Raw genomic sequence first — 12,834 nt, forward strand, 5'->3', positions numbered from 1 at the left:
CGCCTGTCCGGGTCTCCCTTGTGTCACCAAGGGAGACTCGGACAGGCGCTCTACTTCGCGGACCTACCTCAGGGGGTGCCTGCGGTCGGGCCCTTGCCGATCGGGTCGGTCTCGTCACCCCAGACCTGCTCGCGGAAGTGGTCCCACACCTGGATGTCAGACGTCGCGCCCATGAAGCCCATCCGCGCGTCCGTAGCCGTCAGCAGGATCTCGATGAGCGAGGCGCCCTCGAGCACCTGGGTCGCCACCTCCAGGAGGTCCTGCCCGTCGGGCAGGTTCGCGTGGATCGACGACACGTACATCTGCGCGTCGCCCTCGAGCGACACGAAGTTCGCCCGGGTGTCGGTGCCCGCCGGCGGGTTGTTGTCGTCGTAGGCGTACGACTTGAGCCAGAAGCCGTCGACGACGACCTTGTCGGCCGAGATCTTGATGGCGTCCCGGCGGCTGCCGTCGTTCTTGACCGGCACGTTCGCCAGGCCGATGCCGTTGATACCGGTGAGCGGGATCTCCAGGTCCGTGCTCTCCAGGTCGGCCGGCAGGGAGAAGACCGAGCCGTCCTCCCGCGCACCGCACTGGCCGGGCAGGTCGATGTTGAGGTCGTACTTGCCGCCGAAGCTCACCTTGACGCACGTGCCGAGCTCCGTCTGCAGCGCCTCCTCGATGGTCTGCTGAGGGTCGACCTCACCGCACGGGTCCGACGGCGCCGCGTCCCCCGACTCCGGTGGCACCTCGCCGTCTTGCGTCGGCTCCTGGCACTCGGAGTCGTAGTCGTCGGTGGTCCCGTCGCCGTTGCCCGCGCCGTCGCCTGACCCGGTCCCGTCGCCCTCTGCCGGGTCAGTCGTGCCCCCGGTGATGTCGTCGACCGCGTCCCCGACCGGGTCCTCGCCCGCGCCCGACTCGGACGCGCTGGGCGACGGCGACGCGGTCGGCGAGGTGGAGGGGTCGGCGGTGCCGTCGTCCTCGCAGGCCCCGAAGACGGCGCACCAGAACGAGTCGTCCTGCTGGGTCTCGGCGCCCGACGTCGACGCAGGCAGGCTCATGCCGCCCATCGCCATCGCGCTCGCGACGACCACCGCCGCGGACTTCTGGGACAGGGCGCGCAGCGCGCTGCTGAGCGTTTCCACCTTGGGGATCGCCTCCGTGTCCGGGTCCGGATCGCGGTCGGCGCGCGGTGCGTCGTCGTCCGGCTCCGGCTCCGCTGCCGTCGTGTCGTCTGCGGCGGTGTCCGACGCCGGGGCGTCGTCCGCCGCGCGCGCCGCGTCGTCCGTCTCCGCGACCGGCTCGGCGCCGCCCGCCTCCGCGACCGGCTCGGCGCCGCCCGCCTCGCCGGCGGCCGCCGACGGTGCCCAGGTCACGACGATGATGCCGCCGATCACGCCGAGCAGGAACCCGACGACCCAGCCGCCGAGGTTCACGCCCGCGATCGAGTAGACGGCGATCGCGAGCGCGATGACGCCGTAGAAGATCCGGTGCACGGGCTGGGCGATCGAGAGGATCCCGAGCAGGAGCAGGGCGATCGGGAGGATCGTCGCCTGCGCACCCTCGACCCCGAACTGCAGCACGATGTTCATGCCGAGCTGGTCCAGCTTGATCGGGCCGGACAGAAGCATCTCCAGGCCGGCGAGAGCTACCAGCACACCCCCGACGAACGGCCGCTGCCTGCGCCAGGGGCGGAAGTCCCTGCGCCAGTCAGCAAGCTTCGTGCGAAGTCCGGGGCGGCTGGCGTTCGCCTGGCCGTCACCCGGACTCAGAAGCACTCGGTGCCGTCCGTGATCTTGAGGCTGAGGTCCGTCAGCTGGAAGACGGCGGCCTGCGTGCTCCAGGAGACCTGCTCGAGGTTCGAGATGTCGACCGAGTCGGAGTCCATGGCGAAGTCGCCGGCGTCGCCCTTCTTGGCCGTGTTCACGGTCGAGGCGTCCACGCCGATGCGGATGTTCTTGAAGATCGCGGTGCCGGACAGGTCGTTCATGCCGATCTGCAGGTCGGTGGCCTTCGCCGGCTCCTCGCCGGTGCCCGCCGAGATCAGGATGCCGACCTTGCCGAGCGGCGTGTCCTGCACGACCGACTGGCACAGGTTGTAGAGCTGCGCGTCCTTGATGTTCGCGATCGCCGCGGGGTGCTTCGTACCGTCGGAGGCGGTCGCGACGCCCGCGTACTGCGAGAAGCCGGTCCCCGCGAGCTGGTCGGCGCCGATCTTGAACTGGCTGCCGGAGATGGCGAACGAGACGGGCACTGCCCCCTGCGCAACGCCGCCGAGCAGAACGCTCGCGGCGATGGTGACCGGAATGACGGCGAGAGCCACACGACCCTTGCGCGACCCGGTGAGCTTGCTGAGCTTCATTGGTTTCCCCTCGATGCCAATGTTGAGGACGACTACAGCGTCGTCTCGCCGCGACGTTAGCGCGATTACTGAGTTACCGTCAATTGCCCCTCTGACGGCGCCGCAAAGCATGCCCGATATGCTCGACGCATGGCAACAGCCCGACGCACGCGACTTCGTCCGGAGGAGCGCCGCAACCAGCTCGTGGCGCTGGGGGTCGCGACCCTTGCGGACCGCCCACTGGCCGAGGTGACCGTCGAGGAGATCGCCGCCGAAGCCGGTGTCTCGACGGGTCTCGTCTACTACTACTTCGGCTCCAAGAACGGCCTGCACCACGAGATAGTGCGCCGCGCGCGGGACTCGATGCTGCACGCGTCCGAGCCCCAGCCGGAGCTTCCGCCGTCCGACCGCCTGGTCAGCACGCTGACCCGGCTCGTCGCGTACGTGCGGGAGCACGGCCCCACCTTCTACTCGCTCGTGCGCGGCGCGGCCAGCGGCGACGAGGAGGTGCGCGCGGTCATCGAGGACGCGCGGCGTGAGCAGACCGAGCGCGCCCTCGCCGTGCTCCTGGAGCTGGGCGTGCCCGAGACGGAGCTCCTGCGCATAGCTGTCCGCTCCTGGGTGGCCCTCGCCGAGCAGGCCCTGGTCGACGGCGCCATCAACTCCGACCTCGACGACGACCTGCTCGTCGGCTACCTCGAGCGCAGCCTGGGCGGCGTCGTCGCCGCCGTCGTGCCGGGTGCCTCGGAGGCATTGTTCGGGATTCCGTCGACGCTCTGAGCGGCTTGACTCGCCGGTCAGAGCGGCTTGACCATCAGCAGGCAGGGGTTGTCGACCCAGAGGTCGGGGAACTCCTCCACCGGGTGGAAGCCGCAGGCGGTGTAGAAGGCGCGGGTCCGGTCGAAGTCCGGGTCGGACGCGGACGGGCCGAACGTCTTCACGCTCAGCAGGCGCACCCCCTGCGCACGGAGGTCCTGCTCAACACGCTCCAGAAGGGTGCGCCCGATCCCCGCGCGATGGTGCTTCCGGCGGACGGCGAGCAGGTGCACCTCCGCCGACGTCGGGTAGCGCTGGTCGACGAGCAGCACGCCGAGCACGTCCTCGAAGGGGGTCTCGCCGCCGTCGGCCCCGCCCTCGGGCGGGGCGACCGCCACGTAGTTGGGGAACTTGGCCGCCGCCTCGACGTACTCGTGCGTGAACCTGTCAATGCCGAACCACTCCGGCAGCTCTTCGAGGATGTCGTGTGCGGCATCCGATCGGCCGAGGGTCCTGACCACGGTAAACGTCCCAGACACGCGGCCTAACTTAAACCTGACGGCCCATCTTCACCCGCTGAACGCGAATACGCCGAGGTAGTCATCTGGCGAGGTAGTCAGATGACTACCTCGCCAGATGACTACCTCGGCGGAAAGGGGGTCAGCCCTGGTTGTTGAAGAACTGCTGCAGCCAGTCCGGGATGTTGTTCGGGCTGTTCTGGTCCGAGCCGGAGCCGTCGTCCTGGCCCGGGAGCTGCTGGTCCTGCGAGCCCTGGTCCTGGGTGGCCGTCTCGTCCTTGACCGCGAGCGTCACGGTGATCTCCTGGGTGTTGCCGTCGCGAACCACGGTGAGGACCGACTTGTCGCCGGCCTCCTTCTCCCGCACGAACGCGGTGAGCGACGCCGAGCCGTTGACCGCGTCACCGTCGATCGCCACGATCACGTCTCCCTTCTGGATGCCTGCGTCTCCGGCCGGCGAGTCCGCGACGACCTCCTCGACGCCCGCGCCGCGGCGGGTGACGCCGTCGGCCGTGGCGGTCGCGTCGGTGAGCGAGACGCCGAGGAACGCGTGCTCGGCCTTGCCGTTCTCCTTGAGCTGGTCACCGATCTGCGTGGCCAGGTTCGACGGGATGGCGAAACCGAGGCCGATCGAGCCGGAGCTGCTCGACTGCACTCCGCTCGACAGGGTGGCGATCGACGAGGTGATGCCGATGACCTCGCCCGACGCGTTGAACAGCGGCCCACCCGAGTTGCCGGGGTTCACCGCGGCGTCGATCTGGATGGCGTTGGTGACCACCTGGTCGGACCCGTTCTCGGCGCTGGCCGTGACCGGACGGTCCAGGGCGGACACGATGCCCGTCGTCGCCGTGTTCGCCAGCCCCAGCGGGTTACCGAGCGCCAGCACGGGCTCCCCCACGACGACGTCGGACGAGTCCGCGAACTTCGCGGGCTTGAGGTCCGACGGCGGGTCGGTCAGCTTCACGACGGCGAGGTCGGTGGCCGGGTCGGTACCGACGATGTCGGCGTCGTACACGCGGCCGTCGCTCAGCGTGACCTGGACCTTCTGGGCGTCCGCCACGACGTGGTTGTTGGTCAGGATGCGGCCCTCGGAGTCCAGCACGATGCCGGAACCCTCGGCGCCGCCGGCCTGGCTCTGCACCTGGATCGCCACCACGGACTCCTGCACCGCGGAGGTGACCGACGTCCAGTCCGGGTTCTGGACGGTCGAGCTCTTCACGGGCACGTTCTGGCTGGTGGTCTGTCCGACGTCGGCCAGGGAGGTCGCGTTACCCGAGTCGCTGGTGAGCGAGATGGCGCCGGCCGTGCCCAGGCTGGCCAGCAGCGCGGCGGCCGCGGCGGCACTGACCACGGGAACCCAGGCGCGGTTCCGCGGCTTGGCCTGCGGGCCGCCCGACGCCGGGGCGGGCGCGCCGTACGGGTTGACGTACCCGGACGTGGGGCTCGCGGCGGGCGCCGCGTTGTATGCGGGCGCCGGGTGCTGAGCGGTGGCCGGGTGCTGAGCCGGCGCGCTGTGCTGCGCCGATGCGCCCACGGGAACGGACGCGGGTGCCGGGGACTGGCCGCCGGTCGAGGGCTGCGCGGGGTTCGAGGGCTGCTCAGGCACCGCGTCCTGGGCCGGCGTCTGGTGCTGCGCCGGCGCCGGCCCGGTGGCCGGCAGCTGCTGAGTCGGCTGCGGCGCGGGCGGCAGCTGCTCGGTGGGCTGCGTCGCGGGCGGCTGCTGGTCCGGCTGCGGAGTGGTGCTGTTCTCGTCGTTCATCGGTGACCCTCCTTGAAGTCACCACTAGTTGACACCCCGTTCCTTGTCCCACCCTTGGACAAGTCTGTGAGTTCCCTGCACAGCCGGCCCCCCGCCCGCCCCGTTGAGTGCTGGCTATTTGTCGGCCAGGCGCCGCCAACTCAACAAATAGCCCGCACTCAACGCGGGGTGGCGGCCGCGACGATCGCGCTCGACAGGGCGCGGGACTCCGTCAGGCGGTCCGCTCGCGGCACCTGCACCTCGATGACCTGGACGCCGTGGCTCGGCGCCTGCAGCGCGTGGCGCAGGGTCGGCACGTCCTTGACGAGCTGATGGTCCACGCCGTACCCCGCGCAGAGCTGCGCCAGGTTCGACCCGTGCGGCGTCCCGAACACCCGCTCGAACGTGGCGTTCGCGGCGCTGCCGGTCGCGGCGAGCGCGCCGTGCTCCAGGGTCGCGAAGATCGAGCCGCCGTCGTCGTTCACCACCACGATCTCAAGGTCCACGGGGGGCTCGTCGGGCCCGCGGAGCAGGCCGCCGACGTCGTGCAGGAACGTGAGGTCGCCCAGCAGGGCGCGCGTGCGCAGCCCCCGGCGGGCGGCCGCGAGCGCCACGCCGACCGCCGTCGAGACCGTGCCGTCGATGCCCGCGAGCCCCCGGTTGGCCAGGACCGCCGGGCCGGGGCCGTCCAGCCCGAGCACGAGCTCCAGGTCCCGCACGGGGTTGGACGAGCCCACCACCAGCAGGTCGTCGGGGCCGAGCACCGCGGCCACGGCCCGGGCCACGGAGTGGGCGGTCGGGCCGCCGAGGACCGCGTCGTCGCAGGTGGCGTCGTCAAGCACGCGCGAAGCTTGGGCCCCGGCGGCCCGCCAGCGCTCCAGGAACGCCGACGGCGGCGGCGTGAACGTCTCGAACCAGGCGGGCGCCACACCGGGCAGGACGACGGCGGCGTTGCGGGCGGCGTCGGGCCACGGGCCGGCACCCGGCGCGACGACGGTGACGGTCACGTCGGGGCGGCCGAGCAGCCGCTGCACGGGCCGGGAGAGCGTCGGCCGGCCGAGGACGACCACCTGCTCGATGCTCGCGGCGAGCTCCTCCGACCCGAGCAGCACCCGGTACGCCGCTATCGCGTTGGGCCCGCCGGTCGCCCCGGACGACGGCTCCGCGAACAGCGGCCAGCCCTGCACCTCCGCGAGCTGCCGGGCATCTGTGCCGGCGCCGTCACCCGCGACGACAACGGTGCGCGCCGGGTCACCGGGCAGCGCGGGCGACGCGACGTGCTGCAGCACGGCGGGCACGACGAGCGGCGGGTCGGGCTTGGGGTGGCCCTCCTGCGCGGTGTCCGCGGGGAGGCCGGGCAGCGGGGCCGACGGCGCCAGCGGATCCCGGAACGCCAGGTTGAGGTGCACCGGCCCCGGGTACCCCGACCGGAACCCGAGGGCCGCGCTGACCGCGCGCCCGGTGACGCTCCGCAGGTCCCGGAGGTCGGGCGCGGCCGCAAGCTCCGCCGCCGCCGGAATGTCCACCGCGAACCGCACCGCCGACCCGAAGATGCCCACCTGGTCGGTCGTCTGCGACGCGCCCGTGCCGCGCAGCTCGTGCGGCCGGTCCGCGGTGAGCAGGATCAGCGGCAGCCCGGTGTGGCTCGCCTCCAGCACGGCAGGGTGCAGGTTCGCGACGGCGGTCCCCGACGTCGTGACGACGGCGACCGGCGCCCCCTCCGCGCCCTTCGACAGGCCGAGCGCGAGGAATCCCGCCGCCCGCTCGTCGATCCGCACGTGCAGCGTGAGCCGGCCGGAGTCCGCCGCCTCCGCCACCGCGTACGCGAGGGGGGCGCTGCGCGAGCCGGGCGCGAGGACGACGTCCCGCACACCTCGGGTCACCAGGTCGGCGATCAGTGCGCGGGCGGCTGTCACGGCGGGCGGGATGTTCATGCGTCCTCCAGGATCCGGGTCAGTCGGTGGTACCGCGCGAGCCAGCGCTCCGTGGTCGGGCCGTCGGCCGCCGCTTCCGCGAGCGCCGCGGGCGAGGGTTCGGGACGACGGACCGGGAGCGCGCCGCCTGTGGGCAGCAGCGGATCAGCGACGACGTCGTGCACCAGGAGCTGGGACGTCGCGAGCCCGCAGGCGTAGGGCAGCTCGGGGAGCGCGGCTGCGAGGGCGACGCCGGCGGCGAGCCCCACGGAGCTCTCCAGCGCCGAGGAGACGACTACCGGTAGACCCACCTGCTCGGCGAGCTCCAGGCAGGCACGGACGCCGCCGAGCGGCTGGACCTTGAGGACCACGATGTCGGCAGCCTCCTCGCGGACCACCCGCATCGGGTCGGAGGCGCGGCGGATCGATTCGTCGGCGGCGACGGGCACATCCTGCTTGCGGCGCACCAGGGCCAGCTCGTCGACTCCGGCGCAGGGCTGCTCCACGTACTCGAGCCCACCGGCCGCGCGGTCGATCTCGGCCAGGTGCGCCAGGGCCTCGTCGGGCGTCCAGGCGGCGTTGGCGTCCACGCGGACGGCGCCGTCCGGCCCGAGGGCGTCGCGGACTGCCGCGACGCGCTCCACCTCGGCGGCCACGGACTCGAGCGTCCCGTCGGGACCTCGCTGGGCGACCTTGACCTTGGCGGTGCGGCACCCGCCGGACGCCAGGACTATCTCCCGCGCCCGTTCCGGCCCGACGGCGGGAACCGTGACGTTGACCGGCACGCTCTGCCGGACCGGTTCGGGCCAGCCGAGGAAGGCCGCCTCGTGGGCCGCGCGCAGCCAGGTGGACGACTCCTCGTCGTCGTAGTCCCAGAACGGCGACAGCTCGCCCCACCCGGCGTCGCCCCGCAGCAGGACGCCGTCGCGCACGTCGATCCCGCGGAAGCGGGTCCGCAGGGGCGTCGACCAGACGACGGGTTCACCGATCAGCAGCACAGGCTCAGGCTAGCGACCCGGGCGGCTGCTCGGGTCTCGTCCGGTGCGCAAATGACGTGTCGCACGAGCAGTAGTCATCGATACTCCACATGTGGCCCCTGTGAACGACGACAGCACTCGACGCGGCCCGACCCCCCGGCCCTCGCTGACCGGCCTGGTCGGGCGTGCCCTCGGCGGGGTGCCGCCGACGGCCCTGGTGCTGCTCGGCATCGTCAGCGTCCAGCTCGGCTCCGCGCTGGCCAAGCAGCTGTTCGCCGAGGTGGGCAGCTTCGGGACGGTCGCGCTGCGCCTGTTCTTCGCCGCGACGATCCTGGTGCTCCTGTGGCGGCCCTCGCCGCGCATGAGTCGTCGCGCGTGGACCGTGGTGGTCGGCTACGGCCTGACCCTCGGCCTGATGAACCTGTGCTTCTACCTGGCGCTGGACCGGCTCCCGCTGGGGATCGCGGTCACCGTCGAGTTCCTCGGGCCGCTGACGGTGGCGCTGGTTGGGTCGAGGCGCTGGATGGACGCGCTCTGGGCGGTGCTCGCGGCAGGCGGCGTCGTCCTGCTCATGGGTGGTGGCGGCGACGTGAACCTCGTGGGCCTGCTGTTCGCTCTCGGCGCGGCCGCGTGCTGGGGCCTGTACATCGTGGTCAGCGCGGCACTTGGCCGCCACACCACGGAAGGCAACGGCCTGGCTCTGGGCATGATCGTCGCGGCGCTGGTGGCAGTGCCCGTCGGCGTGGCCGACAGCGGAGCGGCGCTGGTCCAGCCGTGGGTCCTGGTCGCGGGGCTCGGTCTGGGGCTGTTGTCGTCGGTGGTCCCGTACTCGCTGGACCTGGAGGCGCTGCGCAAGATCCCGCCGCGCGTCTTCGGCATCCTGATGAGCCTCGAACCAGCCATGGCGGCACTCGTCGGCCTCGTCGTGCTCCAGGAGCTGCTGCACTGGTCGCAGTGGGTCGCCGTGCTGTGCGTGGTCGTCGCCTCCGTGGGCGCCACCCGCGGCGCGCGCCCCGCCGTCCGGCCGGAGGACCTCGCGCCGGCCCAGCCCCTGGACCGCCGGAACTGAGCCGACCTGGACCGCTACGTGGTCCCGTCGACAGGCGTGTCGTCGCGGTGCGCACCGTAGTAGTCCGACTGGCGGCGCATCAGCTCGCGCATCGGCACGTCCCGGTCCACCCCGTACACCGTGCCGGGAAAGTCGAGCTCCCGCTGGATCGCCCAGATCTCCTCGTGCCTGTCCGGCGGCAGGATCGTCGCCGGACTGCCCACGGCTACCCACCCGATCGGCACGACCTCTCCCGGGGCGACGGTGGTGTTGACCTGCACCACGCCGTTGATGCGGACCTCCGCGCCCGCGCCGATGAGGCTGCCAGGAAACAGGGCGGCGCCGGTCGCGATGAATGCCTCGTCCTCGACGGTGCTGCCGTTGACGTGAGCGTGCGGGCCGATCATCACGGCGTCCCCGATCCGGGCGGGGTAGCCGTGCCGCCCGCGCACGAGCGCGTTCTCCATCACCACGGTGTCCACACCGATGACGACGTCGCCGTCCTCCGCGGTGAGGACCGCACCATGCAGGATCCTGGCTCCGGCTGCGACGCGGACATCGCCGACGACGGTCGCCGACGGGGCGACGTACGCCAACGGATCGATGGTCGGTTCGAGACCGCGATGGCGGATCAGCATGTGGGGGTTCCTCTCCTCGCCGCCACCCTAGGGGCCGACACCCACACCGCCCGAACTAGGCTTGCCGCGTGAGCACGAGCACCGAACTCCCCAAGCAGGTCTCCGAGACGTTCGACCCCCAGCGCTGGCGCGAGGTCGCCGGCTTCGAGGGCCTGACCGACCTCACGTACCACCGCGGCGTCGACCGCAGCGGGCCCGAGCCGCGCGACCTGCCCGTGGTGCGCATCGCGTTCGACCGGCCGGAGGTCCGCAACGCGTTCCGCCCGCACACGGTGGACGAGCTGTACCGGGTCATGGACCACGCGCGTATGTCGTCCGACGTCGGCACGGTGCTGCTGACCGGCAACGGTCCCTCCCCCAAGGACGGCGGCTGGGCGTTCTGCAGCGGCGGTGACCAGCGCATCCGCGGCCGCGACGGCTACCGCTACGCGGAGGGCGAGAACGCCGACTCGATCGACCCGGCCAAGGCCGGCCGCCTGCACATCCTGGAGGTGCAGCGCCTGATGCGGACCATGCCCAAGGTGGTCGTCGCGGTGGTGGACGGCTGGGCCGCCGGGGGCGGGCACTCGCTGCACGTCGTCGCCGACCTCACGGTCGCCTGCCGCGAGCACGGCAAGTTCAAGCAGACCGACGCCGACGTCGGCTCGTTCGACGCCGGGTACGGCTCCGCGTACTTCGCCCGCCAGATCGGGCAGAAGCGCGCCCGGGAGGTCTTCTTCCTCGCCCGCGAGTACTCCGCCGACGACGCCGAGCGCTGGGGCTCCGTCAACGAGGTCGCCGCCCACGAGGACCTGGAAGGGCTGGCGCTCGAGTACGCGCGGATCATCGCGACCAAGTCGCCGCAGGCCATCCGGATGCTGAAGTTCGCGTTCAACGCCACCGACGACGGCATCGCCGGCCAGCAGGTGTTCGCCGGCGAGGCGACGCGGCTGGCGTACATGACCGACGAGGCGGTCGAGGGCAAGGAGGCGTTCCTGGAGCGCCGCGACCCGGACTGGTCCGGCTTCCCGTACTACTACTAGGACCGCGGGGTCAGCAGGCTACTTTTCGAGGGCGATGTAGTGCAGCTCGGGCTCGGTGCGGGTCTCGTAGAGCTTGGTGTAGGCGGCAGCGATCGCGCTGGCTTCGGCGTCGGGGTGACCAGATCCGATCCAGGCGCTGATGGCGACGTGAGCGACGTAGATGCCGTGCTGGCTCAGCTCGTTGTGCAGGTTCAGGGTCCAGTTGCGCAGGCCCGCGGCCGCGATGTTGATGTCGGCCAGGAAGGGCACGGGGTCGATGGCGCCGGCCCCGTTGGTCACCAGGATCGTGCCGCTCCCGGCTTCGATCATGTCCGGGATGACCTGCTTGATCGCGTGGATCCCGCCGTGGAGGTAGAAGTCGAGCTGAGGTCCGAGCGTGGAGGGGTCGACGTCCAGGACGCTGGTCGCGCCGAGGGCGCGGTCGGCGGGCGAGAACTCCAGGACGTCGACTCGTCCGAAGCGTTCCTTGATCTGAGCGAAGGCTCGGGTGATCGTGTCGCGCTGAGCGATGTCGGCGGGGAAGCCGGCGGCTTCGATGCCTTCCTCCTGCAGCTGGGCGGCCAGCAGGTCGAGCTTGGTGGCGTTGCGGGCGATCAGTGCGACGGTGAAGCCCTTGGTGCCGAAGGCGCGGGCGATCTCGATGCCCAGGCCGGGTCCGGCTCCGATGATGGCGATAACAGGCACGGTGGTTCTCCTCATCTCCACCTTCACGGTGGACTCCACTACTCACTGTTGGTGCGTAGCACCATCGTGCGTCGGGAGATGAGGGCGTACAAAAGGCACACGCGTGTGCGCAACCGGCCCGGGCTCAGCGCGGCGACCAGCTCCCCGACCCGGCCGGGACCAGCTCGATCCAGGTGTTGCCCGGGTCGAGCTTCACCTCGCCCCCGTTCCCCGTCTTGAGCACGATCGGCGAGTTGTGGTCCTTCTTGGACCAGCGCACCGGGACACCGTGCCCCATGGAGTAGAGCGTGCCGCTGCCGCTCTGGCCCGCGAGCCGGGTCTCCGGCACGGGGGAACCGGCGGGGTCCACCCACTTGGTGTTGAACACCTGGGTGGACAGCACGAGCACGTTCCGGGCGGAGTGCCGCCGGCCGTCGGAGTCGACCGACGGCGTCGAGCCCTCGCTGCGCAGGTACCGCTTGTTCTCCCGGTCCCACGTCCAGACGGTGCGCTGCAGGGCCGACAGGCGGATGTCCACCTCCTGTGCCGGCTTGCCGCTCCGCGGCGCCGTGCCCTGTCCCACCTCGCGGGCGTACTCGAACTGCGCGGGCGGCGGGCTCGTCCGCTCGTCGTCGGCCTGCGCGACGAACGTCGGCATGCTCCCGATCACGTTGTGCGGCGCGGCCCGTCCGGGGTCGCGGGAGAAGCCGGGGTCGCCCTTGTCCATGATGAGCGTCTGGGTGCCGTAGCGCTCCGTCGCGGCGATGAACGGGCCCTGCCCGCCGGAGAACACGAGGATGCCGTCCAGCGGCGCCACGATCGCGGGGTCCATCGGTCGCACGGAGCGCACGGGCTCCACGACGTCCGGGATGTTCGAGTGGTAGGTCGCCACGAACCGCGTGATGCCGCCCTCGACGACCTCCTCCCACACGATGTCGGCCTCCACGAGGCCGGTCTGCGGCCGCGCCTCCGCCGCGTTCTCGATCTTCACCGAGACCGCGGGGCGGTTCGCCACCTTGTCCGTCCGCACCCCGGTGAGCGGCCACACGGGGGGCACGTCCGGCCTGGGCGGCCCGTTCCGGTCGCCCCGCACGGGGCCGTCGACCGTGGTGGTGGGCGTGGGCACGGGTTCGTCGGGCGTCCCGAGCCCGCACCCGGCCAGTCCCAGCGCGATCACCAGTGCCGTGCCGGTGGCACGGACGGCCGTCGTCCAGCGGATCGTCATCGGTTCTCCTCCGCGA

The 12,834-nt window shown here is 71.8% G+C and carries 12 protein-coding genes; 3 read left to right on the top strand and 9 right to left on the bottom strand.

The window, feature by feature from the left end; translation table 11 throughout:
- Nucleotides 1–68 precede the first annotated feature (68 nt).
- Nucleotides 69–1,757, bottom strand: coding sequence for a DUF6114 domain-containing protein (locus ACFT2C_RS19895; RefSeq protein ID WP_377208804.1), 1,689 nt, complete (start codon nucleotides 1,755–1,757; stop codon nucleotides 69–71).
- On the bottom strand, nucleotides 1,748–2,341 hold the full coding sequence (locus ACFT2C_RS19900; protein WP_377208805.1) for a DUF6230 family protein: 594 nt from the start codon (nucleotides 2,339–2,341) through the stop codon (nucleotides 1,748–1,750). The genes ACFT2C_RS19895 and ACFT2C_RS19900 overlap by 10 nt, the downstream gene beginning before the upstream one ends.
- 129 nt (nucleotides 2,342–2,470) lie before the next feature.
- On the opposite strand from ACFT2C_RS19900, the gene ACFT2C_RS19905 reads away from it, so the two are divergent.
- Nucleotides 2,471–3,100: a TetR/AcrR family transcriptional regulator gene (locus ACFT2C_RS19905; RefSeq protein WP_377208806.1), complete on the top strand. Its 630-nt coding sequence runs from the start codon at nucleotides 2,471–2,473 to the stop codon at nucleotides 3,098–3,100.
- A 17-nt stretch (nucleotides 3,101–3,117) separates the two neighbouring features.
- Here ACFT2C_RS19905 and ACFT2C_RS19910 read toward each other — a convergent pair whose 3' ends face one another.
- The 4 genes from ACFT2C_RS19910 to ACFT2C_RS19925 all read right to left on the bottom strand — a co-directional run bounded on the left by ACFT2C_RS19910 (nucleotide 3,118) and on the right by ACFT2C_RS19925 (nucleotide 8,243).
- Nucleotides 3,118–3,615 (bottom strand): GNAT family N-acetyltransferase, encoded by a 498-nt coding sequence (locus ACFT2C_RS19910; protein ID WP_377208807.1) that lies wholly within the window; start codon nucleotides 3,613–3,615, stop codon nucleotides 3,118–3,120.
- Between the two features lie 121 nt (nucleotides 3,616–3,736).
- Nucleotides 3,737–5,353: a trypsin-like peptidase domain-containing protein gene (locus ACFT2C_RS19915; protein ID WP_377208808.1), complete on the bottom strand. Its 1,617-nt coding sequence runs from the start codon at nucleotides 5,351–5,353 to the stop codon at nucleotides 3,737–3,739.
- Nucleotides 5,354–5,511: 158 nt separating this feature from the next.
- Nucleotides 5,512–7,266 (bottom strand): 2-succinyl-5-enolpyruvyl-6-hydroxy-3-cyclohexene-1-carboxylic-acid synthase, encoded by a 1,755-nt coding sequence (gene menD, locus ACFT2C_RS19920; RefSeq protein WP_377208809.1) that lies wholly within the window; start codon nucleotides 7,264–7,266, stop codon nucleotides 5,512–5,514.
- The gene (locus ACFT2C_RS19925) at nucleotides 7,263–8,243 is read right to left on the bottom strand and encodes an o-succinylbenzoate synthase (protein WP_377208810.1); all 981 of its coding nucleotides are present in this window, start codon (nucleotides 8,241–8,243) and stop codon (nucleotides 7,263–7,265) included. Before ACFT2C_RS19925 ends, menD begins: the two co-directional genes overlap by 4 nt.
- 91 nt (nucleotides 8,244–8,334) lie before the next feature.
- On the opposite strand from ACFT2C_RS19925, the gene ACFT2C_RS19930 reads away from it, so the two are divergent.
- On the top strand, nucleotides 8,335–9,291 hold the full coding sequence (locus ACFT2C_RS19930) for a DMT family transporter (RefSeq protein ID WP_377208811.1): 957 nt from the start codon (nucleotides 8,335–8,337) through the stop codon (nucleotides 9,289–9,291).
- A 14-nt stretch (nucleotides 9,292–9,305) separates the two neighbouring features.
- Here the strand turns inward: ACFT2C_RS19930 and ACFT2C_RS19935 are convergent, their stop codons facing one another.
- A complete protein-coding gene (locus tag ACFT2C_RS19935) occupies nucleotides 9,306–9,908 on the bottom strand; it encodes a gamma carbonic anhydrase family protein (protein WP_377208812.1) in 603 nt (200 codons plus the stop codon).
- A gap of 68 nt (nucleotides 9,909–9,976) precedes the next feature.
- Between ACFT2C_RS19935 and ACFT2C_RS19940 the strand changes: the two genes are divergently transcribed.
- Nucleotides 9,977–10,930, top strand: coding sequence for a 1,4-dihydroxy-2-naphthoyl-CoA synthase (locus ACFT2C_RS19940; RefSeq protein ID WP_377208813.1), 954 nt, complete (start codon nucleotides 9,977–9,979; stop codon nucleotides 10,928–10,930).
- Nucleotides 10,931–10,948: 18 nt separating this feature from the next.
- On the opposite strand, the gene ACFT2C_RS19945 is transcribed toward ACFT2C_RS19940, so the two are convergent.
- Both ACFT2C_RS19945 and ACFT2C_RS19950 read right to left on the bottom strand, forming a co-directional pair.
- Nucleotides 10,949–11,614, bottom strand: a complete 666-nt coding sequence (locus ACFT2C_RS19945; protein WP_377208814.1) for an SDR family NAD(P)-dependent oxidoreductase — start codon at nucleotides 11,612–11,614, stop codon at nucleotides 10,949–10,951.
- A gap of 124 nt (nucleotides 11,615–11,738) precedes the next feature.
- On the bottom strand, nucleotides 11,739–12,818 hold the full coding sequence (locus ACFT2C_RS19950) for a DUF3048 domain-containing protein (protein WP_377208815.1): 1,080 nt from the start codon (nucleotides 12,816–12,818) through the stop codon (nucleotides 11,739–11,741).
- Between the last annotated feature and the right edge of the window lie 16 nt (nucleotides 12,819–12,834).

The organism is Promicromonospora sp. NPDC057138, from assembly GCF_042670845.1.
Classification (GTDB): domain Bacteria; phylum Actinomycetota; class Actinomycetes; order Actinomycetales; family Cellulomonadaceae; genus Promicromonospora.